This is a genomic window from Vibrio sp. Isolate24 (assembly GCF_022398215.1).
Lineage (GTDB): Bacteria > Pseudomonadota > Gammaproteobacteria > Enterobacterales > Vibrionaceae > Vibrio > Vibrio coralliilyticus_A.
Map to the genome: position 1 here is coordinate 1,398,887 of NZ_JAKEUU010000001.1, position 24,758 is coordinate 1,423,644.

Below are 24,758 nucleotides of genomic sequence, written 5' to 3' on the forward strand. Positions count from 1 at the left end.
TAGTCAACTTACTTGTAAATAATCTCGCCAGCAGGTGCGTACTTGTTCACATCGACTGGGCTGTTCGCTTCTAGGTACTCTTTTAGAACTTCAGCATCGACAAAACCAGTGTTCACATAACCAGGGTGACCTGTCAGTTTAGGGTAACCATCACCGCCCGCTGCGTTAAAGCTTGGGATGGTGAAACGGTAAGTCTCATCAAGGCGAAGTTGCTCACCACCAATGAACACATTAGATACTTTGCCGTCTGCCACTGTCATAGAGATACCAGCAAACTGTGCGTAAGCGCCAGAATCAACAGGCTTAGTTGCCACTACGTTGAGGTAATCCAGCACTTCTTTACCTGACATGTCAGTGTAAGTCAGGATATTCGCGAATGGTTGTACTGTTAGCACATCTTTGTACGTTACATCGCCACCTTCAATGGAATCACGAACACCACCTGAGTTCATTACCGCAAAATCCGCTTTGGCACGTTCCATATGTGCAGTCGCGATAAGACGGCCGAGGTTAGTCTGCTTGAAGCGAACCACATTACGGTCACCTTCAAGTTTACCGTTCGTTTCTGCTATCTTAACGTCTAGTTGTGCTTTACCTTTTTCTTGGTAAGGACGTAGGAACTCCAGTAGCTCTTCGTCCTGCTTGATTTCGTCTTCAATAAGAACACGCTGCTTCTTACCGTCGATCTTAACCTTCTTCTTAAGGTTCACAGGAATAAGGTCATAACTAACCATTTCTAGCTCACCGTTACGGAATTCGTAATCCGCTCGACCTACGTATTTACCCCACTCGTGAGCTTGAACAATGTAAGTACCGTTTTGCAGATCTGGCTTACATTCATCAGAAGGCTTGAAGTTCTTCTTCACGACGTTAGGCGCTTCCATACATACTGGCTCTTGAGAGTGACCACCGACGATCATATCCAAAGAACCTTCGTCTAGGTAGCGAGCAAGAGCCACGTCACCCGGAGCATTAACACCACGCTTACCGTCTTCGTAGTGACCCATGTGAGTCACAGCAAAGATCAGATCGGGCTTTTCCGTTTCTTCGATCTCAGCGATAAGCTTCTTCGCTTCTTCTTTAGGATCACGGAAGTCGATACCACCAATAAACTCTGGATTACCGATTTTCGCCGTATCTTCAGTGGTTAGACCAATAACGGCAATCTTAATGCCCTGCTTATCAAACATCTGGTAAGCCTGGAACATACGCTCACCCGTTTTTTTGTCATAGATATTTGCTGATAGCATCGGGAAGTTTGCCCACTCTTTCTGTTTAAACAGCACTTCAAGTGGGTTATCAAATTCATGGTTACCAAGAGCCATGGCATCGTAACCAATTTTGTTCATGCCTTTAAAATCTGGCTCAGCATCTTGCAGGTCAGACTCTGGAACACCTGTGTTGATGTCACCACCTGAAAGCAGCAGCACACTACCGCCATCGGCTTCTACCTCTGCACGCAGCTCATCAACCAATGTTTTGCGAGCAGCCATGCCGTACTCGCCGTATTTGTTCTGCCAGAAACGACCGTGATGGTCATTCGTGTGTAGAACGGTCAGCTTATAAGTTTTATCCGCTTCCCACTCTTGCTGAGGTGCTGTCGCACACCCTGCTAGAGTGGCAAGAATTGCTGCGCTTAGAGCGGTTTTTACAATCAGGCGTTGCTTCATTGTCATACCTTTGAACTATTGGGTTTCCACTGCATTAGATACTGTGCCTATTGAACAGACATGCTCAGCAATCAGTCGCTGAGAACTCAGTAAAACTTGAACTAGTTTAAATTAAGCTATTTGGGGTGGCATCTTGATTTCATATTTATGTAGATTAGATCACCCTAATTGACATTTAAGTGTGTAACAAAGCAGCATAATTACACCTGTTCTATCAAACGGTCACAAGCAAACGTTTGACTGTGAGTTAACATCACCAAACGGCAAGTGTGAGGTTGAGCGTTTACTCAACAAAGAACGAAAACATAACTCAGGCTTTAACAAGAGTTTCATCGATTTATAAGCCGTCTGAAACAAAAAAGGTTAGCCACATGGCTAACCTTTTCTCAACATCCGCTCACTATTTGATGTCAATATGCTCAAAACCTTTAATCAAGTCATCTAGCGCTTTCATTTGCGCTAGGAAAGGTTCCAATTTATCTAATGGCAACGCTGACGGGCCATCACATCTTGCTTTTTCAGGGTTCGGATGCGCTTCGATAAATAAACCAGCAATACCCGTTGCTAAACCTGCTTTTGCCAATTCAACAGTCTGCTCACGTCGACCGCCAGAAGCTGCACCTGAAGGGTCACGCATTTGCAGTGAATGGGTCACATCAAAGATAATTGGGCTACCTTTTGACGCTTTTTTCATCACACCAAAACCCAGCATATCAACCACTAGGTTATCATAGCCATGGCAAGAGCCTCGCTCACAAAGAATAATGTTTTCGTTACCACATTCCGCGAATTTTTCTACGATATTACCCACCTGACCAGGGCTCATAAATTGAGGCTTTTTCACATTGATCACAGCGCCAGTTTTTGCCATCGCTTCAACAAGGTCAGTTTGACGAGCCAAAAACGCAGGTAGCTGAATCACGTCAACCACGTCAGCCACGGGCTGTGCCTGAGCTTCTGTGTGTACATCGGTGATAATTTTTACACCGAACGTATCTTTCAGCTCTTGGAAGATTTTCATGCCTTCTTCTAGGCCTGGGCCGCGATACGAATGAACAGAGCTGCGGTTCGCTTTATCAAAAGACGCTTTGAACACGTAAGGGATGCCAAGCTTTTCGGTCACTTTGACATAGTGCTCACAGATCTGCATAGCCAGATCACGAGATTCAAGAACATTCATACCCGCAAACAAAGTAAACGGCTTGTCGTTAGCCACTGGAATGTCACCAACATGAACGATTTTCTGTTCCATTTTTTTCTCTCTATTTCTCTGTGTAGGCCAACCCGAAGCTGGACTAATGGAGTGTCACCTGAGTCCCACTCATGGCGTTAACTTGATTTTTTAACAGCTCTGCTGCTGGGTCATCAGGGCACTGCTCAATAAAATATTGATAGTCACTCAATGCGACCTGATGGCAGTCGAGCTGCTGGTAGATGAATCCACGATCGCGTATCTCATACGGGTCATCCGGCACGAAAGTCAGTGCTAGGTCAGTACACCTCAGGGCCAAAGTATAGCGTTCCTCACGCAGTAAGGCGCTTTTAATCAGTGCCAGCCAACGGCCAATCACGGTTGGGTTATCGACAGACTTAAGGTGTTTAGCTTCGAGAGTCGCCAATGGCCCACTATGACCAATCAACCATGCCCCTAATACATGTTTAGAGACATACTCCCCACTAAATGGATTAATAAATTGCGGGCTCTCACCATACCATTCTAGTTTTAACAAAAACTGGCTTGGAAAAGTGACACCTGTCAGAGGAAAGCCTAACTTTCGCCCTAGGTAAAGTAACAGCGCTCCTAAACTGACCGGGATGCCTTTTCGACGCTCGAGGACCTTGTCGATAAAAGCATTCGAAGAGTCGTAGTAAGCCTCCTGATCCCCAGCGAACCCCCACTCGTGATAGAAAAGCCTCAATAAGGAGTCAAACCGTTGCTTTTCATCTCCTTCTTGACTGAGACAGAGTTCTGCTTCTTTCAGCAATCGATGCAGTTCTCTCTCAGCCCATTGAACATTGGTAGCAGGATTAATCGCTTTATTTAATATGAGCGCTCCTTCTACCAATTCAATAGCGTCAAAATCTTCATCAAACAACTCAAGCATGAATAGTTCCTAATCCCGCTTAACCTAAAAATATTGGAGCTTTGCTTACTGCCACTTTACCCGCCATTGCAAGCCAACCCAGTGCCCCAAAGAAGGAAAACGTACGTAGCAGTTTATTTTTACCTAACTTAAGTGCAAAAAAGCCCAATGCAATATAAGCCAATACACAAGTGATCTTTTCTGTCAGCCAAGGTGCAGCTGGAGTAAAAGGAATAAATCCAGTGATAAAAATCAGACCAATACCAGACAGCAACAAGCAGGTATCGTTAATGTGGGGGAAGACCTTAAAAAACTTCTTCTCCACCAAAGCGGAATTTGCCATCATCATCGCATAACGCACAGACAATAAAGTGGCACTGATAGCGATCGTCAATAAATGAAAGTGCTTCAACCCTTCGTACATAATTATCTCTCTTGCTTCCCTGGAGAAAACTGACCTATGGTCACACGGTCATTCTCGCCGTAGTCTTTATAAGTAGTAATATTCTGGAACCCCAGTGAGTCTAAAATGGCTCTCACTGAAGCTCCTTGGTCATACCCATGTTCAAACATCAGCCACCCATCAGGCAGCAAAAATGTCACCGATTGCTTGGCGATATGTATGATATCTGCCAGTCCATTATCTTTTGCAACCAACGCACTCAAAGGCTCAAATCGAACATCCCCTTGTTTTAGATGCGGGTCTTGCGCTTCGATATAAGGAGGGTTTGACACTATGAGAGCAAACTTTGTACCAGCTCCTAGTGGTTCAAACCAACTGCCTGATAAAAACTTAGCGTTACGAATCCCCAAGAGCTCAGCATTGGACTCTGCTAACCGCTTAGCTTCTTGCTTGAGGTCGATCCCCCATACTTGCCGGCTTGGTAACTCTGAAGCAATGGCGAGCGCAATTGCGCCGGTCCCAGTGCCTAAATCTAAAATATCACCCTGATTTTCAATGGCTTTCTCTAAAGCAACTTCAACCAAACGCTCTGTATCTGGACGGGGAATAAGTGTACTGGGTGCCACTTTCAGTGGTAAGGACCAAAACTCGCGCTCACCAGTAATGTAAGCGACCGGTTCACCGCTGAGCCGCCTTTGCAACGTCTTTTCAAAAGCCAGTAATTCCTCTGGCTCAAGAATTTTATCAGGCCACGTCAGTAGAAAGGCGCGAGGTTTATTGAGGGTGTGGCAAAGCAGTACCGCCGCATCAAGAGCAGGCGAATCGCTGCCACTCTTCTGAAGCTTTTCGACGGCACTCTTTAGTGTGTTTTCAACACTGTGTGCTGCTGCCATTGATTAGTTGTTCTCTGCAAGTGCCGCAAGCTGATCAGCTTGATGCTCTTGCATCACTGGGTCCACCAAGCTGGCTAGATCCCCTTCCATCACTTCGTTCAGTCGGTAGATAGTCAAGTTAATACGGTGATCAGAGACACGGCCTTGCGGGTAGTTATAGGTACGGATGCGATCACTGCGATCCCCAGAACCAAGTAGATTCCGTCGAGTATCAGACTCTTCCGCTGCGCGTTTTGCTTCTTCCGCCTGAATGATTCGAGCCGCAAGAACCGACATTGCCTTCGCTTTGTTCTTGTGCTGTGAACGTTCGTCCTGACATTCAACTACCGTACCTGTAGGCAAGTGAGTGATACGAATAGCGGAATCTGTGGTGTTAACGTGCTGCCCACCCGCACCAGAGGCACGGAAGGTATCAATTTTCAGATCAGCCGCTTTGATTTCCGGGATTTCTGCTTCTGGAATTTCAGCCATGATAGCGACAGTACATGCCGAAGTATGCACACGTCCCTGAGATTCGGTCGCTGGAACTCGCTGAACGCGGTGGCCCCCTGACTCAAACTTAAGTACCCCGTAAGCCCCTTCCCCAGTAACCTTAGCGATCATTTCTTTATAGCCGCCGTGCTCAGCTTCATTTGAAGACATGACTTCAACACGCCAGCCTTTCTTCTCTGCAAACTTGCTGTACATACGGAATAAGTCACCTGCAAAGATGCCCGCTTCATCTCCCCCAGCCCCAGCTCGGATTTCGAGGAAGCAGTTGCGATCGTCATTTGGATCTTTTGGCAGCAGCAGAATTTGCAACTCTTCACTCAAACGCGCGATAGTGTCTTGTGCTTCTTTGATCTCTTCCTGAGCCATTTCACGCATTTCTGCATCATCTTCCTTCGCCATTTCTTCAGCCGCGACCAAATCTTCTTGTGCTTGCTGGTAGGCTTGGAAACACTTAGTCACTTCCTCTAACTGAGAGTACTCTTTTGACAATGCGCGGAATTTGTCTTGGTCACCGATCACATCAGGATCGCCAAGCAGATGTTGAACTTCTTCATAACGTTCAACCAATGTTTCTAGCTTAGTTAGAATCGAGGCTTTCATAGTTTTCTTAACTCAGGGTTCGATAAATTGGACGTCTTTCACGACCAAAGAAATTAGGAGTCTTCCAGACCCAAGCTTTGTCTTAGCGTGGCGAGCTTAGCTGGCTCGCCTTGCTCCGCTGCACTTTGCAGCGCTCGGGTTGGAGCATGAATCAATTTATTTGTCAGCTTATTACTTAGCTCAAGCAGAACCTTTTCTGGATCCGCACCGGCTGCCAAAGATTGGAGGCTTTTACTCAGTAAATCTTCTCGTATGTCATTGGCAGATTTACGGTAATCGCGGATGCTGTCAACCGCTTGCAGAGAGCGTAGCCAAGACATAAAGGTGGCGCTCTCTTCACTGACAATCGCTTCCGCTTGAATCGCTTCCACTTTTCGCTGCTCCATGTTGTTCTCAACAATCGACTGCAAGTCATCCACGGAGTAGAGATACGCATCATCGAGCTCTGCCACTTGCGACTCAATATCACGCGGGACAGCGATATCCACCAATAAAATGGGCTGGTGACGACGAGCTTTTAAAGCGGTTTCGACCATTCCCTTACCAATGATCGGCAATGGACTGGCGGTGGAGCTTATCACAATATCAGCGCGAGGGAGATGTTCTGGTATTTCCGGTAAGCCGATAATCTGGGCACCAAACTGCTCGGCAAGTGGCATAGCACGCTCACGAGTACGGTTAGCCACGATCATCTTGCTACAGCCGTTGCTCGCCAGATGCTTAGCAACCAGCTCTATCGTCTCACCCGCACCCACCAATAATACTGTCGAATCTTGTAACGATTCAAAGATGTGTTTCGCTAAGGTACAAGCGGCATACGCTACAGAGACAGCATTACCACCAATATCGGTTTCTGTTCTAACACGTTTTGCCACAGAAAATGTCTTCTGGAAGAGCTTGTCCATCGCGGTATCCACCGCTTTGTGCTCGCGAGAATCCGAATAAGCTTGTTTAACTTGCCCTAGAATTTGCGGTTCGCCTAACACTAGGGAATCTAAGCCGCAAGACACTCGCATTAAATGGCGAATAGCAGCTTGCTCTTCATGAATATAGAGACTGGGTTTTAGATCTTCTGGGCTTACTTGGTGAAATTGCGCAAGCCAATCAATAACTTTGCTTTTTCCAGAAGGTTTAACATCGCAGTAGATTTCAGTACGGTTACAGGTTGAGACAATAACGCTGCCGTTGACAAGAGGGTTATCGCCTAATTGCTTCAGTGCTTGAGGTAACTTCTCCGGCCCAAATGCGACTTTCTCACGCAACTCTACCGAAGCTGTATTGTGGTTAATACCTATAGCAAGCAAAGACATGTAATCGAGGTTCTCTGAATCAGCGAATGAACAAACAAGGACGGAATTTTACTTGATGGCCCAATTTAATTAAAGGGTATTCGGGATATGTTTTCATGACTTCGTGATTTCAATGATATAGTGTGGCGTAAGACAAGGACTTAAATGGATAAATAATCGCCAATGACGACTTACTTTCGTCCCTTACTCATTTTTCTATTCTCTAGTTTCATTCTGTCGGGTTGTGCCACTTTCAACACCAGTACAACGAATGTCGAGTGGCAAACGCATCAACAACGATTAGCCAGTATTGCTCAATATCAGTCCAACGGTAAACTCGGTTATATCTCCCCTAAACAGCGTCAATCTCTGAATTTTCAGTGGAAATACAGCCCAGATTTAAGTCAACTTCGCCTAACGACTTTTATCGGCCAGACCGCTTTGAATCTAAAAATCACACCTAGCGGCGCACTAGTCGAGACTTATGATGATGAAACTTATACTTCACATGACGCTCAGTCTCTCATATATCGGCTGACTGGTTTGACGCTCCCTATCGAACAGCTCAATAGCTGGTTCTTAGGCAGCCCTGCAGAGGCTGACAGTTATAGACTCAATGAGACGCACACTCTCGCTTCATTGACCAAACAAATCAACGATAAAGTTTGGCAACTTGATTACCTCAATTACCAAGACATTCAATATCAAGGTAGCGCTTTGCCTCTTCCACAAAAGCTCAAGCTAAAACAAGGCGATATATCAATTAACATCGTGATATCCAAATGGAATCTTGAACAATGATCAGCGAAACAACCCATTGGCCATCACCGGCAAAACTCAATCTATTTCTTTACATTACGGGCCGAAGAGAAAACGGTTATCACGAACTGCAGACGCTGTTTCAGTTCATTGACTTTGGTGACGATATAAGTATCAGAGCGAATAAGACTGGCTCGATCACTTTAACACCTGAGCTACCGGGCCTTCCTCTTGAAGACAACCTCATCTGGAAAGCCGCGATGGCTTTGAAAAACAAAACCGGCTGTGCATATGGCGCAGATATCAGTCTCAATAAACGCTTGCCTATGGGGGGTGGCATCGGTGGCGGCTCTTCAAACGCAGCAACCGTTTTAGTTGCCCTGAATCACCTATGGCAAACTCACTTAACTGAGCAAGAATTAGCTGACATTGGCCTAAAACTTGGGGCAGATGTCCCAGTATTCGCTCAGGGCTTCGCTGCATTTGCCGAAGGGGTGGGTGAAGAATTAACTCAAGCGGAACCCGAGGAAAAGTGGTATTTAGTCGTCAGACCGAATGTTGCGATTGCGACAGTGGATATTTTTACCCATCCAGATCTGACACGAAACACACCAAAGCGCGATTTGGCAACACTTCTTGACAGCCCATACGAAAACGATTGCGAAAAAATTGTTCGAATGCTGTACCCAGAGGTTGATAAGCAACTTTCTTGGCTGCTACAATACGCGCCGTCTAGACTGACAGGAACCGGATCCTGCGTTTTTGCTGAGTTTTCGAGCCAAAATGAGGCCAATGAGGTTCTTGAAAAAGTGCCTGACAACGTCTCCGCTTTTATAGCGAAAGGAAAAAATATTTCTCCTTTACACGAGACGCTTGCTAAGTATCGCTTAGCCCACAATATATCTATCTAAATACTGGACGCAACCCCGAGGTTTCCACCGTGCCTGATATGAAGCTATTTGCTGGTAACGCTACACCTGAACTAGCCCAACGTATTGCTGATCGTCTATACATCTCTCTTGGTGATGCAAGTGTTTCTCGTTTTTCTGATGGCGAAGTCGCTGTACAAATTAACGAAAACGTACGTGGTAGTGATGTTTTCATCATTCAATCTACCTGCGCACCAACTAACGACAACCTAATGGAACTTGTAGTGATGATTGACGCAATGCGCCGCGCTTCAGCGGGCCGTATTACAGCAGTTATCCCTTACTTTGGTTATGCTCGCCAAGATCGTCGTGTACGTTCAGCGCGCGTGCCAATCACTGCAAAAGTTGTCGCTGACTTCCTTTCTAACGTTGGCGTTGATCGCGTCCTAACTATTGACCTGCACGCTGAGCAGATTCAAGGCTTCTTTGATGTACCAGTAGACAACATCTTCGGTACTCCAGTGCTTCTTGATGACATGGAAGCGCGTGGCCTAGAAAACCCAGTTGTGGTTTCCCCTGATTTGGGTGGCGTAGTTCGTGCTCGTGCAACCGCTAAAGCGCTAGGTGATATCGATATTGCTATCGTTGATAAGCGTCGCCCACGCGCTAACGTATCTGAAGTAATGAACCTTATCGGTGATGTTGAAGGTCGTGACTGTGTAATCGTTGATGACATGATCGACACTGGTGGCACACTATGTAAAGCAGCAGAAGCTCTAAAAGAGCGTGGGGCAAAGCGCGTATTCGCCTATGCAACACATGCTGTTTTCTCAGGTAACGCGGCACAAAACATTAAGAACTCCGTACTGGATCAAGTCATCGTGACGGACTCCATTACCCTGTCAAAAGAAATGCAAGCAACAGGTAAAGTCACCACACTTAGCCTATCTCGCATGCTGGCAGAAGCAATTCGTCGTATCAGCAACGAAGAATCGATTTCAGCGATGTTTAATTAATTTCGAATTCGTCAGTTTCTCAAAACACCCCATTTCGGGGTGTTTTTTTATGCCAGAGAATAAACGCTCAAGCACACCTCGCCCGCAATAATAATTCTGTGCTATCATACTGCGCTTTTTGAGATTCCAAGAGAGATCCTTACCTTGAGTCAACAAATCAAACTTCTCGTTGGGCTTGCTAATCCCGGCCCTGAATACGCTAGGACTCGTCATAACGCTGGTGCTTGGGTAGTAGAAGAGCTTGCTCGCGTCCATAACATAATACTAAAAAATGAAGCCAAGTTTTTTGGGGTTACAGGACGCATAATGATAAATGGTCAGGATCTCCGCTTACTCATCCCTACTACGTTCATGAACCTTTCAGGTAAATCCATCGCCGCAGTAGCGAAGTTTTATCAAATTAAGCCTGAAGAGATTATGGTGGCACACGATGAACTGGATTTACCTCCAGGTGTCGCTAAGTTTAAGAAAGGGGGCGGACATGGTGGTCATAATGGCCTGCGCGATACCATCAGTAAGCTAGGCAATTGCAAAGATTTTTATCGTCTTCGGATTGGCATTGGTCATCCGGGGCACAAAGATAAAGTGGCCGGTTTTGTTCTGAGCAAAGCGCCCGCTAAAGAGCAAGAGCTGCTAGAGGCAGCAACAGATGAGTCTGTTCGCTGTTTAGACATTCTACTCAAGGATGGCTTGTCAAAAGCACAAAATCGTCTACACACGTTCAAAGCAGAATAAGGTTATTATCATGGGTTTTAAATGTGGCATCGTTGGTCTACCAAACGTCGGTAAATCAACACTGTTCAACGCACTAACTAAAGCAGGTATCGAAGCAGCAAACTTCCCGTTTTGTACGATCGAACCAAACACTGGTGTTGTACCTGTGCCAGATCTACGCCTTGATGCACTGGCAAAAATTGTTAACCCACAAAAAATTCTACCAACCACAATGGAGTTCGTTGACATTGCGGGCTTGGTTGCAGGTGCATCTAAAGGTGAAGGTTTAGGGAACAAATTCCTAGCGAACATCCGAGAAACCGATGCGATTGGCCACGTTGTCCGTTGTTTTGAAAATGAAAACATCGTTCACGTTGCTGGTAAAGTGTCTCCGATTGAGGATATCGAAGTCATCAACCTTGAATTGGCTATGGCCGATTTAGACTCTTGTGAGCGCGCAATTCAGCGTAACGCCAAAAAAGCGAAAGGTGGAGACAAAGACGCGAAGTTCGAACTGACAGTACTAGAGAAGCTATTGCCCGTTTTAACTGAAGGCGGCATGGCCCGCACTGTTGAACTGAGTAAAGAAGAACTTGCGGCTATTGGTTACCTCAACTTCCTGACTCTAAAACCAACAATGTACATTGCCAACGTTAACGAAGATGGTTTCGAAGACAACCCTTATCTAGATGCCGTGCGTGAATTTGCTGAGAAAGAGAACAATGTCGTTGTTCCAGTGTGCGCAGCAATTGAGTCTGAGCTTTCAGAGCTTGAAGACGAGGATCGTGAAGAGTTCCTAGCGGATATGGGTATTGAAGAGCCTGGTTTGAATCGAGTGATCCGTTCAGGTTATGAACTACTAACCCTTCATACCTATTTCACTGCTGGCGTTAAAGAAGTACGTGCATGGACAATTCCTGTAGGAGCTACAGCACCACAGGCGGCAGGTAAGATTCACACTGACTTTGAAAAAGGCTTCATTCGTGCCGAAGTGGTCGGCTACGATGACTTCATCGAATACAACGGTGAAAGTGGTGCAAAAGACGCAGGTAAATGGCGTTTAGAAGGTAAAGATTATATCGTTAAAGATGGTGACGTTGTTCACTTCCGCTTCAACGTATAATTTCCTTGCAAGTTATTGACTTTCAAAGCCAGCCTTAGTGCTGGCTTTATTTTTTATGCCGACTAGATCCTCTAAATTAAATCGATAAATGCATGACATTTTGTTATCACTTTTCGATCATTAACACGCCTCTTTGTTTAAAAAGAAACCGAACAGTTGATTTATCCTGATTTCTTCAAAAAAACTATTGACGGCTTTGCCTCAACTTCGCATAATGCGCGCCGTTCCCGACAATAAGCTAACTTATTTGAAGGTACAAAACATGAGATGGCTACGTAGCTCAGCTGGTTAGAGCACATCACTCATAATGATGGGGTCACAGGTTCGAATCCCGTCGTAGCCACCATTCCTAAGTGCTCTTGCTTAAGAGTTTTTAGGAATCAATGCGGAAGTGGCGGAATTGGTAGACGCACCAGATTTAGGTTCTGGCGCCGCAAGGTGTGAGAGTTCAAGTCTCTCCTTCCGCACCATAAATTGAATAGTCTTAGGGCTATGCCTGCAGGTCTATCGCCAAGCGGTAAGGCAGCGGCTTTTGATGCCGCCATTCCCTGGTTCGAATCCAGGTAGACCTGCCATTTATTTAAAGTGTAAGCCTTTAGGAAAAAGGGCTTGTCACTGAGAGCGTGAAAGTTTATATTGTCTCGCTCACGAGTGGCTACGTAGCTCAGCTGGTTAGAGCACATCACTCATAATGATGGGGTCACAGGTTCGAATCCCGTCGTAGCCACCATTTATTTTGACTGCTAGCTTTTGGCTAACGGTCCTGTAGATTCAAGTTGCGGAAGTGGCGGAATTGGTAGACGCACCAGATTTAGGTTCTGGCGCCGCAAGGTGTGAGAGTTCAAGTCTCTCCTTCCGCACCATCTTGATATACTCTACAAATAACAATTTATGCGGAAGTGGCGGAATTGGTAGACGCACCAGATTTAGGTTCTGGCGCCGCAAGGTGTGAGAGTTCAAGTCTCTCCTTCCGCACCATAAATTGAATAGTCTTAGGACTATGCCTGCAGGTCTATCGCCAAGYGGTAAGGCAGCGGCTTTTGATGCCGCCATTCCCTGGTTCGAATCCAGGTAGACCTGCCATAYACAACGTTATTGAGACTTTACCAATTGTCTTGATAACCACAGATTAAGATGCGGAAGTGGCGGAATTGGTAGACGCACCAGATTTAGGTTCTGGCGCCGCAAGGTGTGAGAGTTCAAGTCTCTCCTTCCGCACCATTATCTAGATGACTCGTTGAGTTRTCACACTGCAGGTCTATCGCCAAGTGGTAAGGCAGCGGCTTTTGATGCCGCCATTCCCTGGTTCGAATCCAGGTAGACCTGCCATACACAACGTAACGTTATTGAGAYTTTACCAATTGTCTTGATAACYACAGATTAAGATGCGGAAGTGGCGGAATTGGTAGACGCACCAGATTTAGGTTCTGGCGCCGCAAGGTGTGAGAGTTCAAGTCTCTCCTTCCGCACCATCTTAATCACATGGCTACGTAGCTCAGCTGGTTAGAGCACATCACTCATAATGATGGGGTCACAGGTTCGAATCCCGTCGTAGCCACCATCAATACAAGGTTACTTCGATTTACCAATGATCGAGATAACAACAGAATAAGATGCGGAAGTGGCGGAATTGGTAGACGCACCAGATTTAGGTTCTGGCGCCGCAAGGTGTGAGAGTTCAAGTCTCTCCTTCCGCACCATTATAAAAAACCCAGCTTTAGCTGGGTTTTCTTTTATCAATCATAGGCATTTCTCAGATATAAAAAATCCAGCCTAGGCTGGATTTTTACTTAAGTCATGACTGTCTATTTTGCTTCGAAATCACTTTCTTAGCCTAGAAGCCCCAACGCTGAGTTGGGCGCCTGCTTTGCTTGAGCAAGAACAGAACTTGATGCTTGGGAAAGAATCTGAGCTTTTGTTAATGCAGTGGTTTCTTTAGCGAAATCGGTATCTTTGATGCGGCTCTTAGAAGCATTCACATTTTCATTAATGTTATCTAAGTTACTGATTGCATGGCCGAATCGGTTTTGGAATGCACCTAATTCTGCACGGTGACTATCAACGAACTTCAATGCAGAGTCAACAATCGCAACCGCTTCCTGAGCGCCCGCAACAGAAGTCACATCGATAGTGTCAACGGTTACCGCTTGCGCAGGCCCCATGCTCAACTCACCAGCCAAGGCGCCACCAAATGTCGCTTCACCAGAAACTCGATTGTTGTCAGTAAAGATTTGAAGGTTGCCATCGTCACCAACTGATGCTTTAACCATGTCAGTCTGACCATTAATGTAAGTTGCCAGCTCCTCAATATCATCACCTTCTTTTGCGTTGATAGTGATATTTTGCTGCTCACCAAATACATCAGTCAGTGAAATAGTCAGATCATTGGAACCCGATTGAACTCCCCAATCTTTATCTTTCGCATTGGCCGCAACATAGCTATTACCCCCCATCATAGAGTTGTCACTACGCATATTGTTCATCGTTAACATGACGGCTTCGCCGTTATCTGCACCAATCTGAAATGATTTGGTCGCGAACGTGCCATTAAGTAGTTTGTTACCACCAAATGAAGTCGTCTCAGCAATACGGTTTAGCTCATCATTCAGTGCCGTAATCTCTTCTTGAATCGCCACACGTTCAGACTTAGAGTTTGAGCCGTTCGCCGATTGTAGCGATAGATCACGCATACGTTGAAGAATGTTGGTCGTTTCATTCATCGCGCCTTCAGCTGTCTGCGCCATCGAAATACCATCATTTGCATTACGCACAGCGACATCTAAACCTCGGCTTTGCACATTCAAGCGGTTAGAGATCTGCATACCTGCAGCATCATCTTTCGCGCTATTGATCTTAAAACCAGAAGATAAACGTTCCATTGAGGATTGTTGTGCACTAGTTGCGCTGTTTAAGTAGCGCTGTGCAGTCATTGCCGCAACATTCGTGTTTACATTAACCGCCATAGTGGTTACTCCTATTGATTTTCCGTAGTTCGGAAGTTTCGAAAGGTTTCCGACGTCTCGGTAAACCAAGTTCTCTCAAAGTAACCTTATTAACGACGAAGCGATGATTAACTTTAGAGCAATTTTAAAAATTCCTAATAAAAAAAGGGTTAACCATAAATATATTGATCGTTACGACAGATATGAAATCAATGGTTAAAGATTTAGTCGAAACGGTCGGGGTGCTCAAGAGGAGAATTAAGTGGAATTCAGTAGAAAAGGAGCAAAGAAAAAGCCCCTTTTCCTTTGAGAGAACCGGGGCTAGTGTGGTAGCCATTGTGGAGATCGAGAGAAATGATCACAGCCTGGCTGCCGTGTACATAAGTGTCAGCAAACAAGAGCTAATGTGAGAGAGCTTCGTTAACTTATCACTTATGCTTGCCTAAACACCTTCACTAACCCCACGTCTGGGTATACGTTAGTGAAGATATTCATGACTACTGCAATAATGACATTGCAGAGTTTGGCAACTGTTTTGCTTGGGCAAGGATCGAAGTACCTGCCTGTTGCAGAATTTGAGCTTTGGTCATCGCAGTAGTCTCTTTCGCAAAATCGGTATCGCGAATTCGACTATTTGATGCCTCTACGTTTTCTTGGATATTTGCCAAGTTATTAATACTGTGGCTGAGTCGGTTTTGCTTAGCACCTAAATCTGCGCGCTGTGAATCAACATATCTTAGCGCGGCATCAATAATACCTACCGCATTTTGAGCGCCACCCACTGAGCGAACATCAATATTTTGTACTGTTGTTTGCACGCCCGGACCACCTTCGAGACCAAGTTCACTCGCTAAGCCACCAGATATATTCAGGTTACCCTCAAGGTTTGGTTCAGCAGCAAAGATCTGCAATCGACCTTCTTCGTCTACCGATGCTTTCAATTTTTGGGTTTGACCATTGATATAGGTTGCCACTTCCTCAATATCATCACCTTCTTTAGCAATGATATCTAAGGTAATGGCTTCGCCATCCTTGGTCGTAAACTCAAATTTAATATCTTTCGCTGTTGGGGGAACACCCCAATCTTTATCTTTTGCTTTTTCAAGAGAAGAAACAAAACTTTGCCCCCCCATGCGTGGTTCATCCGCTCGGATACTGGTAAGCCCCATAATAATGGCCTCACCTGAGCTCGCACCGATTTGGAAAGAGGCTTCACCAAATGAACCGTTAAGTAGCTTACGACCACCAAACGACGTGGTTTCAGCAATACGGTTCAGCTCATCTTGCAACGCTGCAACTTCTTCATGCAGTGCCTGACGCTCTGATGCTGAGTTTGTGCCGTTTGCCGATTGTAGCGACAAGTCACGAATACGTTGCAAAATTGACGTAGACTCGTTCATTGCCCCTTCCGCAGTCTGCGCAATAGAAATACCGTCATTGGCATTGCGCATAGCCACATCCAAACCACGAGACTGAGCGGTCAGTCGGTTAGAGATCTGAAGCCCCGCAGCATCGTCTTTTGCACTATTAATTTTCTGACCTGAAGACAATCGTTCCATCGAGGTATTGAGTTCCCCCGTGGCCTTATTCAGGTAACGTTGGGCAGTCATTGCCGACACGTTAGTATTTACAGTAATGGTCATAGTTTGCTCTCCTAATGAGTTCGCAAGTTCTTGCGAAGCGGCCAGCTTAATCTCAGTTGGAAGCACTGACCGTAATAACTTGCTAAGCAGGAAGTGCCTGCTTCAACCAGTTCGTTAAACTCTTAGTGTTATCAATACAATTAGTGTGCCAACTTCAATGTGTGAATAATTAAATAATTTTTTAATTTAATTTCAATAACTTAAAATTATCGATGCCATTTCACACAAATGTTCATTTTATCGCCACACTATGGCGGCAATACCCTTGCCGCTCATTTGCCACCTAGTTGCCATAGCGAGATTGGCTATGTTCTTAACCACTGGGCAATATCTCACTTCGCACATACGGCTTAGCACGTATGGCATTGAAGTTAGATGTAATTAAATAAGGTTAAATCTTTGGCCTTGCCAAATGCTTGTTGTGAAGCCTGTAAGGCTCGGGAGTTCTCATTGAACTCAATAATCGCTTCTGCGTAATCCAGATCCTCAAAATTACTCTTAGATTTTGCTAAGGTCATATTGAAATCATCATGTTGCTCTTCCTGAATATCCAAAGTATTCAAGCGAGCACCAACATCCGTTCTCGCCTTATTAAGGTGAATGAATGCCGCATGAAATTCTTGAGTGATCTGATGCAACTCGGCAGTATTTGAAGTGTCCGAGACAGATCCTTCAGCCAGCTTCATGGCCTGTTTAAAGGTATCGAAGATACTGTACGTTTTTCGTGGTTCCAGAGTAATTGCATCACCTTTAGTGATTTGGCCTTTAACCTGAATAGTGACATCTTCAAACTTTATCCCAACTGCTGGGTCAAAGTTGTCCGCTTTGACAACCGAACCATCACGTTCAAGCTGGTAACCGTAGTTACCATCGGGCATATCAACAAACGTGACTTTGTAAGTTGACTGGTCATCTGGATTCGTGTTCACCGCACGCTCTAACAACAGCTCTGATACGCCTTTAAGATCATATTGAGGCTCAAAATCACCATAAGGGTTGTCAATTTCCATAAACAACTTACTACCAGGATCGTTGATAGGCATTTCTAAGCTGTTGGAGATCTTCATCTTGCGCTGATAATCGTCTCCGGCGTATACCACATCCCCATCTTTGTCTCGGAAGAAAGGTTGATTCTTAGGTTTGGTTCCGGCAAAAATATAGTTCCCTGATTCATCCTGAACATTCGACAAGTTGAGAAAATTATTCGCAATTTCCTGTAGCTCTCGACGTTTCGCTATTCGGTCTTCCGGTGATAAGGAACCATTGATCATTTCCATTACCGTACGCTTTGCTTCATCAGCATACTGCTCTGCATTGGAAATAATCACCTCGTGGTGCTCTAGGCGATTACGACTGAGAACAATAGCGTCCGTAAACTGACGTAGCTGCTCTTTCTGTTGTCCAATATTCTGAATGTAGTGAGTAGCCAGTGGGTCATCACTGGCACGCATGAGCTTTTTACCCGATGCCAGCTGCGCCTGATTGTGGTGAACTTTCGCTTCCTGACGACGCAGATCATTCTGCACTGACTGATAGTTATGGAAGCTGGAAATACGATTCATCATTTATCCCCCTCCCTATCTCAACGCCAATATAGTGTTAAAGGTATCGTTTGCCGCCTGCATAATGCGTGATGACGCCATATAAGCTTGCTGGAACTTCATCATGTTGGCGGCTTCTTCATCGAGGTTAACCCCAGAGATAGACGCAACGCGTTCTTGTGCCGCCTCTTTTTCTAAGCGCGACACATCGGTCAAGCGAGAGGCAGTCGACATTTGCAGCCCGACATCAGTGTTCAAGTTGTGGTAAATATCCAAAACCGTAGATTCACCGTCATTGAGGTGTTTATTGGTTTGAATATTCTGCATTTTCAGTAAGTTACCGTTATCACCTTCCGATGGCACAAGGTTTGCCGTGAACTTGTCGTTTGCCAGTGCCCCTGCAGATAACTCAAATGTTGTGCCTTGAACGGTTACAGGCCCGGAGGGTGGATAGTCTTGAGGCTGAAGAAGAATCTTGCCTTTAGTATCGGTGACAGCAAATTGCTTACCATCCGGTGATATAATGACTTCGAACTCGCGTAAATCACCCGCGGTATCAATTGAAAATGTTGCGCTTCCTTGAGCAAATGTGGTGGACGCTTCGTAACTTTGTGCTGCAATATCGGAAGGATCATTAGTCGCCATCCTCATTTGCGCAGCCCCACTTCGTGTCGGGCGAATTAAAACTCGTTCACCGGCTTCAAGGCCATTTTTTATATCGATACGGATACCATCGAGAGAAATAGCCCCCCCCACAACAGGTACAATAGACTGTTCACCGCTAGGTCGGGTGATGTAGTAGTCTCCACCCGTAAATTGCAGCGAGTACTCCCCTCCCACTAACTGACTGGTATCTTCGATATACACTTCCAATTCAGCCGTCGAATTCGATGATGTCACTACTCGAGACTTGGCTATCAACTCCGAGTTAACATCGGTAAACATTAGCCCACCAATATCACCTCGCAAATCTAGGCCTTGTGATTGCAACTTGTTCACATCATAAGAAAACGCAGTGGCCATTTTACCGAGTTCATCCATAAGGTAAGGAATTTTCTCATCACGCATGGTCAGCATCGCGCCAATCTTGCCATCAATATCTTTCGTAGTAATGGCCTTAATCCCTTTGCCTTCAATCATTGCCAAGCGTCGTTGATGCACATCAGGATAGCCATCAATCATTTTGAGCTGACTGGCCTCTGTTCCTGACACTAAGGTATGGCCATTACCGATGTGAACATTGAAACCTTCAGCATTTTTACGAGGCGTGACCGTTACCTTGGTGTATTCTGATAACTCTGCGATGAGCTTTTCATGTTGGTCCATCAAATCGTTATGAGGCCCTGGAGTACGCATCATCAGGCGATGTAAGTCTCTAATTTCAAGTGCTAATTGGTTTACTCGTTCAATACCTAAGTCGAGCTTTTTATTCGTCACATCTGATTGACGACGAACCGTTTCGTGAAAGTCATTGAGGTTTTGGGTGATAAGATCAGCTTTTTCAAGTACGACTTTGCGTGCGCCGACATCATTCGGACTGTCCGCAAGTGATTTGACGGCGTCAAACCATTCGTTCAGGTTTTCTGGAATCTTCTTTGATGCAACGGATGACAGCATGTTGGATAACATTTCCAAATTGGCTTCATCATCGACCTTATGTGCGTAGTTGGTCGTAGAAATATTCATCTCGTTAACGGCAAACTGATCCCAAGAGCGGCGAACTTTTTCCACATGTACGCCCATGCCATAAGTCTCCCCGCCATACTGGCGCGGCATGTTTGCACCTTGTATCACCGACTGACGGCTATAACCCTCTGTATTGACATTAGAGATGTTATGACCCGTGGTGTTTAGTTGTCTCTGAGCCGTCAGTACGCTTTGCGAACCAAGATTCAGAAGATCAGACGCCATATCGCCCCCAAGAAACCTAATAAAATCAGTAGAACTGAATAACTTACTTAATCAAAATGCAATATGTATACCAAGTTATCGGGGTGCGGGTGCGGGTGCGGGTGCGGGTGCGGGTGCGGGATTATGTTTTCTCTGAGGCGGAGCAAATGTCAACAGATTAGAATCTTGCAAAACACAAAGGTCACCGTTTATGAAGATAACGTGCATTCGCTGATAAAAAACTCACCCGAAGGTGAGTCATTTTACATTTCATCTATTTGTGCTTTTACCCTCAGAACTTTATTAGCGTACTGTGGATCTGTCGCGTAGCCGGCCTGATGGATACCTCGAATAAACTGTTCGTTACTACCTTCGTGACGAAGTGCCATTGTATAACGAGGGTTATCATTCAAGAATCGGACATAATCATTGAAGCTATCTTCAAAGCTCGTGTATGAACGGAAAGCAGCATTTTCTTTTACAGGTACACCTTGATGATACTCCAATGTCTGAGTGGCTACCTTATCGCCAGCCCAACTCTTGTCTGCTTTGATGTTAAACAGGTTGTTACTACTGCCACGACTATTGCTCACCACCTTTTGTCCCCACCCTGTCTCAAGAGCCGCTTGAGCGAGGAGCAATGAAGAATCGACACCTAAAGCGCGTGCTGCTTTTTCCGCATAGGGTTTCATTGAAGCGACAAAAGCTTCTGGGGAATCAAATGACTGTTTCGTTGAGGATGGCTCAACAGCCGGAGCCGACTCTACATCTGGCTGGCGAGTTTGACGCACATGATCAATTTTTTTCATTAGTGCTTCAAAGTCTGCCTCACGGCTAGCAGCGTTCGGATTCTCGACAGAACCGGAGGTCAGTTGAGCGACAATCATATCTGCCAATCCTAAAGAGCCTGATGCACTTAACTCGCTAGACATTTGCTCATCCATCATCTGACGGTAAAACTGTTGGTTCTGACTATCCATCAAACCAGATTCAAACGTCGAGTTAGCATCACGCATAGACTTAAACAGCATGGAAGTAAAAATAGCTTCGAACTGTTTCGCTGCGGCGGTCAGCGCTTCTTTTTCACTGTTCTCATCACCATCCACCGCTTTCTGACGTAGTTTGTCCAAGTTAGCGATATCATGAATGAAACCGATGTCTTTACCGTTATTAATCATGCCGCCTCCCTAGATTACGATCAACTGACCTTCAATCGCACCGGCTTGCTTAAGAGCCTGAAGAATTGCCATTAAATCTGACGGTGCTGCACCGACTTCGTTTACCGCACGAACTAGGTCATCCAACGTCAACCCCGGTTCGAACTTAAACATTTTCCCTTGCTCTTCTGTCACTTCGATATCACTCTCAGGCGTGACGACTGTTTCACCTCCACCAAATGCGTTTGGCTGGCTGACATTAAAGTCTTCTTTGATCGCGACTGTCATACCACCATGGGTCACAGCTGCAGGTTTGAGTCGTACATGCTTACCTACCACAATCGTCCCTGTGCGTGAGTTGACGATGATTTTCGCTGAGCCTTCTGCCGGATCAAATTCAAGGTTTTCAATTGCAGAAAGGAATGAAACTCGTTGAGATATATCTCGCGGGGCTCGGACTTTTACTGAAGTTGCATCGATAGCTTGAGCCATTTGTGGACCAAGGAAGTTATTTACCGCATCCGCCATGCGCTGCGCAGTGGTAAAGTCAGATTCTAGAAGGTTAAAAGTGATGTAATCCCCACGACTAAACGGTGATGGAATTTCTCGTTCAACGATAGCCCCATTTGAAATCATCCCTGCCGTTGGGTTGTTACCAACAATTTTAGATCCGTCTGCACCAGTCGCACTAAAGCCACTGACCACTAAATTTCCTTGAGCAACGGCATAGATTTGCCCATCAAGACCTTTCAGCATCGTCTGCATGAGTGTGCCACCACGTAAACTTTTCGCAGATCCGATAGACGACACTGTGACATCAATGGTTTGACCCTGCTTTGAAAACGCCGCTAAGTCTGCCGTAACGATAACAGCTGCGACATTCTTAGACTTTGGCTTGGTACCTGGTGGAAGCTGAATACCGAAATTTTCGAGCATGGCATTAAAGCTTTGATCGGTAAAAGGGGTCGATTCCCCGGTACCCGGTAAACCAGTAACCAAACCATAGCCAACTAATTGGTTGCTACGAACACCAGCAACTTGTGACACGTCTTTAATACGTGCCGCGTACGCGTGTGTCGATACGATAATTAGGCTGGTCAGTAACAAAATTAGCTTCTTCATCGGGATACCTTTACTCAATACTCAGTGCCAAAACTTCGACTTAAAATAGTCCTATAAAGCCACATTAAAGAATCGTGCCAAGAATCCAGGTTCTTGCATATCTTGTTGAGTGCCCGTGCCTGAATAGCGGATTCTGGCATTAGAAATACGATTAGACGCTATCGTGTTCTCATAGGAGATATCCTCGGGACGAATAGTGCCGCTTAGGCGAATATATTCATCACCCGTGTTTAGCGTTAGCCATTTTTCACCTCGGATGACCAAATTGCCATTTGCCAGTACTTCAATCACTTCGACAGTGATTGATCCAGAAATACTATTACTCTGATTCGCAGCTGCACTGCCACTGAAGTTGTTATCATTACTTAAATTATACGAGAAGTTATAGTCGCCAATATTAAGTTGCTGCCCCCCCACTTCAAGAGGATCCATGGAGGCATCGTTATTTTTCGATAGATCAGCATCTGAACTTTTTGCGGCTTTGGTGTTTTCATCCAAGGTCACAGTTATAATGTCCCCAACGCCACGTGGCTTGGAGTCATCGTAGAGGCTGGCTGCTTGCGCCGTATTAAACAAAGAGCCGGTTTCAGCAGCATAATGCTCAGGTTGATGTTTGGGGTGAATGGGCGCCCAAGCAGGATCACCAGCAACGGGATCGCTTCTGCCTCGAAGCGTATCAACGATACCAGCACTCTCATCTTGAGATTTATCACCTTCAACCGCATCAACGGTCGTCGTTCCCTGAACAACATCTGACGTTTCAATTGGGGCTTCCAACATTGAACAACCCGATAATAAGGCGATAGCAATTATGGTCAGTAAGCGATTCATAATGGTTCCTTAATTTCTCAAGCTTATAGCTGCTGGTTAACGAAGCTCATCATTTTATCAACGGCCGAGATCACTTTTGAGTTCATCTCATAAACGCGCTGAGCTTCAATCATATTCACTAGCTCTTCTGTAACGTTAACGTTCGAAGTTTCCAACATCGACTGGCGGATATCACCAAAGCCATCAAAACCAGGCACGCCCTCCTGAGGGTCTCCACTTGCTCCTGTCGGTAAGTACAAGTTCTGCCCGACTGGCTCAAGGCCACCAGGGTTGACAAAATCTACCGTCGCAATCTGACCAACCACTTGGTTCTCTTGCTGACCACGCACTCTTACTGACACTTCACCGTCCGTACCGATCGTAATACTGACTGCATCTTCAGGAATGGCGATTTCTGGCTCCAATGGATAACCGGCACCAGAAGTCACCACGACACCTTCATCGTTAACCGTAAATTGGCCGTTACGGCTATAGCCGATATTGCCGTCAGGCATGAGAATCTGGAAGAAGCCATCACCTTCGATCATCATGTCGAGGCTATTGTTGGTGGTCTGCGTGTTACCCTGAGTATGCACTTTTTGTGTCGCCACCACTTTTGAACCCGCTCCCAGCATCAATCCGCTTGGCAGTTCGGTATTTTGTGAAGATTGACCGCCTGGCTGATTAATATTTTGATAAAACAAATCTTCAAAGACAGCACGGCTTTTTTTGTAACCCACTGTCGAAGCGTTCGCCAGGTTATTTGAAATCGTAGAAATATTGGTTTGTTGGGCATCTAAACCCGTTTTACTTACCCATAATGCCGGATGCATATCTCTCTCCTAATATTCTGGTTAGCTCATACGAAGCAGTGAATCAGACGCTTTGTCCATTTCTTCCGCTGTACTCATCATCTTGACCTGCATCTCAAACTGACGCTGAAGGTCAATCAGATTGGTCATTTCGCCAATGGCATTGACGTTACTGCCTTCCAGCGCACCGGTCAGCAGTTTGACACCGGCATCCATTTCGTATGCCGCATTAGGATCTTTGGAACGGAAAAGCCCGTTAACATCTTTGTATAGTGATTGATTATTGGTGCTGGTCAGCTTGATACGGTCAACAATTTCGATAGCATCAGCTGGTGCCCCTTGAGGGACAACAGAAATGGTACCATCCGTACCAACTTCAATTTTACTGACTGGGATAGGGATAGTAATTGGCGCTCCAGTTTCTCCTAACACCAAGTTGCCGTTACCTGTGGTAAGCAGGCCATTAACATCTACCTTCATATTACCGTTGCGTGTCAGGCCTTCTTTACCGGTTTTATCGAGAACAGAGATCCAACCTTGATCTTGAATGGTCACGTCTAAGTCACGCCCAGTCGTAATGACACTACCCTGTTGAAAATTATGGCCCGGGCGTTCTGTCATACTGAATACGCGGCTTGGCATACCATCACCATAGGCTTGCATTGAGCGGGCTTGCGCCAAATCAGCACGGAAACCCGTGGTACTGACGTTTGCCAAGTTGTTCGCTCTAAGCTGCATAGCCTGCATATTCTGCTTTGCGCCACTCATAGCGAGAAACAGTGCACGATCCATAATTTGCTCCAATAATCACAATTCAGATCAATTAAAGCAAATGGCGTGCCAAAATAAAATATCAATAAAAATCAGATGTTTATCAAAAAAATAAACGATAATAGGAAGAGATATACGAAGGGAATTGCCATAGGTGG

General features: G+C 45.5%; 21 protein-coding genes and 12 tRNA genes. 17 read left to right on the plus strand and 16 right to left on the minus strand.

Annotated elements, in window-relative coordinates; genetic code table 11:
* Window positions 1-8: 8 nt before the first annotated feature.
* From ushA to hemA, 7 genes are all read right to left on the minus strand, one after another.
* Complete coding sequence (ushA, locus tag L1D23_RS06120; protein ID WP_239864862.1) at window positions 9-1,670, minus strand: bifunctional UDP-sugar hydrolase/5'-nucleotidase UshA; 1,662 nt, start codon at window positions 1,668-1,670, stop codon at window positions 9-11.
* Between the two features lie 400 nt (window positions 1,671-2,070).
* Window positions 2,071-2,922, minus strand: coding sequence for a 3-deoxy-8-phosphooctulonate synthase (gene kdsA / locus L1D23_RS06125; protein WP_239864864.1), 852 nt, complete (start codon window positions 2,920-2,922; stop codon window positions 2,071-2,073).
* A gap of 43 nt (window positions 2,923-2,965) precedes the next feature.
* On the minus strand, window positions 2,966-3,775 hold the full coding sequence (locus tag L1D23_RS06130; RefSeq protein WP_239838094.1) for a SirB1 family protein: 810 nt from the start codon (window positions 3,773-3,775) through the stop codon (window positions 2,966-2,968).
* 19 nt (window positions 3,776-3,794) lie between these two features.
* Window positions 3,795-4,178, minus strand: coding sequence for a SirB2 family protein (locus L1D23_RS06135; protein ID WP_239864866.1), 384 nt, complete (start codon window positions 4,176-4,178; stop codon window positions 3,795-3,797).
* A 2-nt stretch (window positions 4,179-4,180) separates the two neighbouring features.
* On the minus strand, window positions 4,181-5,050 hold the full coding sequence (gene prmC, locus L1D23_RS06140; RefSeq protein WP_239864868.1) for a peptide chain release factor N(5)-glutamine methyltransferase: 870 nt from the start codon (window positions 5,048-5,050) through the stop codon (window positions 4,181-4,183).
* Between the two features lie 3 nt (window positions 5,051-5,053).
* Window positions 5,054-6,142: a peptide chain release factor 1 gene (gene prfA / locus L1D23_RS06145; RefSeq protein ID WP_239864871.1), complete on the minus strand. Its 1,089-nt coding sequence runs from the start codon at window positions 6,140-6,142 to the stop codon at window positions 5,054-5,056.
* Between the two features lie 53 nt (window positions 6,143-6,195).
* Window positions 6,196-7,452: a glutamyl-tRNA reductase gene (hemA, locus tag L1D23_RS06150; protein WP_239864873.1), complete on the minus strand. Its 1,257-nt coding sequence runs from the start codon at window positions 7,450-7,452 to the stop codon at window positions 6,196-6,198.
* Between the two features lie 162 nt (window positions 7,453-7,614).
* On the opposite strand from hemA, the gene lolB reads away from it, so the two are divergent.
* The 17 genes from lolB (at window position 7,615) to L1D23_RS06235 (ending at window position 13,612) form a co-directional block, all read left to right on the plus strand.
* Window positions 7,615-8,232: a lipoprotein insertase outer membrane protein LolB gene (lolB, locus tag L1D23_RS06155; RefSeq protein ID WP_239864875.1), complete on the plus strand. Its 618-nt coding sequence runs from the start codon at window positions 7,615-7,617 to the stop codon at window positions 8,230-8,232.
* The gene (gene ispE / locus L1D23_RS06160) at window positions 8,229-9,101 is read left to right on the plus strand and encodes a 4-(cytidine 5'-diphospho)-2-C-methyl-D-erythritol kinase (protein ID WP_239864877.1); all 873 of its coding nucleotides are present in this window, start codon (window positions 8,229-8,231) and stop codon (window positions 9,099-9,101) included. The genes lolB and ispE overlap by 4 nt, the downstream gene beginning before the upstream one ends.
* Before the next feature lie 29 nt (window positions 9,102-9,130).
* Entirely contained in the window at window positions 9,131-10,075 is a 945-nt protein-coding gene (locus tag L1D23_RS06165) for a ribose-phosphate pyrophosphokinase (protein ID WP_239838087.1), read from the plus strand.
* A 144-nt stretch (window positions 10,076-10,219) separates the two neighbouring features.
* Window positions 10,220-10,810 (plus strand): aminoacyl-tRNA hydrolase, encoded by a 591-nt coding sequence (gene pth / locus L1D23_RS06170; RefSeq protein WP_239864880.1) that lies wholly within the window; start codon window positions 10,220-10,222, stop codon window positions 10,808-10,810.
* Window positions 10,811-10,820: 10 nt separating this feature from the next.
* The gene (ychF, locus tag L1D23_RS06175; RefSeq protein WP_239838085.1) at window positions 10,821-11,912 is read left to right on the plus strand and encodes a redox-regulated ATPase YchF; all 1,092 of its coding nucleotides are present in this window, start codon (window positions 10,821-10,823) and stop codon (window positions 11,910-11,912) included.
* 269 nt (window positions 11,913-12,181) lie between these two features.
* Window positions 12,182-12,258 (plus strand) — tRNA-Met (locus tag L1D23_RS06180).
* Window positions 12,259-12,297: 39 nt separating this feature from the next.
* Window positions 12,298-12,382, plus strand: a tRNA-Leu gene (locus L1D23_RS06185).
* Between the two features lie 30 nt (window positions 12,383-12,412).
* A tRNA-Gln gene (locus L1D23_RS06190) sits at window positions 12,413-12,487 on the plus strand.
* Window positions 12,488-12,565: 78 nt separating this feature from the next.
* Window positions 12,566-12,642 (plus strand) — tRNA-Met (locus tag L1D23_RS06195).
* A 48-nt stretch (window positions 12,643-12,690) separates the two neighbouring features.
* Window positions 12,691-12,775: transfer RNA gene (locus L1D23_RS06200), tRNA-Leu, on the plus strand.
* 30 nt (window positions 12,776-12,805) lie between these two features.
* Window positions 12,806-12,890: transfer RNA gene (locus L1D23_RS06205), tRNA-Leu, on the plus strand.
* A gap of 30 nt (window positions 12,891-12,920) precedes the next feature.
* A tRNA-Gln gene (locus tag L1D23_RS06210) sits at window positions 12,921-12,995 on the plus strand.
* 53 nt (window positions 12,996-13,048) lie between these two features.
* Window positions 13,049-13,133, plus strand: a tRNA-Leu gene (locus L1D23_RS06215).
* Window positions 13,134-13,166: 33 nt separating this feature from the next.
* Window positions 13,167-13,241, plus strand: a tRNA-Gln gene (locus tag L1D23_RS06220).
* Window positions 13,242-13,299: 58 nt separating this feature from the next.
* A tRNA-Leu gene (locus L1D23_RS06225) sits at window positions 13,300-13,384 on the plus strand.
* Window positions 13,385-13,396: 12 nt separating this feature from the next.
* Window positions 13,397-13,473 (plus strand) — tRNA-Met (locus L1D23_RS06230).
* Window positions 13,474-13,527: 54 nt separating this feature from the next.
* Window positions 13,528-13,612 (plus strand) — tRNA-Leu (locus L1D23_RS06235).
* A 129-nt stretch (window positions 13,613-13,741) separates the two neighbouring features.
* Here the strand turns inward: L1D23_RS06235 and L1D23_RS06240 are convergent.
* The 9 genes from L1D23_RS06240 to L1D23_RS06280 form a co-directional block, all read right to left on the minus strand.
* Window positions 13,742-14,875: a flagellin gene (locus L1D23_RS06240; RefSeq protein WP_239864882.1), complete on the minus strand. Its 1,134-nt coding sequence runs from the start codon at window positions 14,873-14,875 to the stop codon at window positions 13,742-13,744.
* A gap of 476 nt (window positions 14,876-15,351) precedes the next feature.
* Window positions 15,352-16,497, minus strand: a complete 1,146-nt coding sequence (locus L1D23_RS06245) for a flagellin (protein ID WP_239838280.1) — start codon at window positions 16,495-16,497, stop codon at window positions 15,352-15,354.
* A gap of 371 nt (window positions 16,498-16,868) precedes the next feature.
* On the minus strand, window positions 16,869-18,062 hold the full coding sequence (flgL, locus tag L1D23_RS06250; RefSeq protein WP_239864885.1) for a flagellar hook-associated protein FlgL: 1,194 nt from the start codon (window positions 18,060-18,062) through the stop codon (window positions 16,869-16,871).
* Between the two features lie 12 nt (window positions 18,063-18,074).
* Complete coding sequence (gene flgK / locus L1D23_RS06255; RefSeq protein WP_239864887.1) at window positions 18,075-19,949, minus strand: flagellar hook-associated protein FlgK; 1,875 nt, start codon at window positions 19,947-19,949, stop codon at window positions 18,075-18,077.
* 242 nt (window positions 19,950-20,191) lie between these two features.
* Window positions 20,192-21,106 carry a flagellar assembly peptidoglycan hydrolase FlgJ gene (gene flgJ / locus L1D23_RS06260; protein ID WP_239838283.1) on the minus strand — a complete coding sequence of 305 codons (915 nt, stop codon included), beginning with the start codon at window positions 21,104-21,106 and terminating at the stop codon, window positions 20,192-20,194.
* Between the two features lie 9 nt (window positions 21,107-21,115).
* Complete coding sequence (locus L1D23_RS06265; RefSeq protein WP_239864889.1) at window positions 21,116-22,207, minus strand: flagellar basal body P-ring protein FlgI; 1,092 nt, start codon at window positions 22,205-22,207, stop codon at window positions 21,116-21,118.
* Between the two features lie 51 nt (window positions 22,208-22,258).
* Window positions 22,259-23,038 carry a flagellar basal body L-ring protein FlgH gene (gene flgH / locus L1D23_RS06270; RefSeq protein WP_239838285.1) on the minus strand — a complete coding sequence of 260 codons (780 nt, stop codon included), beginning with the start codon at window positions 23,036-23,038 and terminating at the stop codon, window positions 22,259-22,261.
* A gap of 23 nt (window positions 23,039-23,061) precedes the next feature.
* A complete protein-coding gene (gene flgG, locus L1D23_RS06275) occupies window positions 23,062-23,850 on the minus strand; it encodes a flagellar basal-body rod protein FlgG (protein ID WP_239838286.1) in 789 nt (262 codons plus the stop codon).
* 21 nt (window positions 23,851-23,871) lie between these two features.
* Window positions 23,872-24,621, minus strand: a complete 750-nt coding sequence (locus L1D23_RS06280; protein ID WP_239838287.1) for a flagellar basal body rod protein FlgF — start codon at window positions 24,619-24,621, stop codon at window positions 23,872-23,874.
* Window positions 24,622-24,758: the final 137 nt, after the last annotated feature.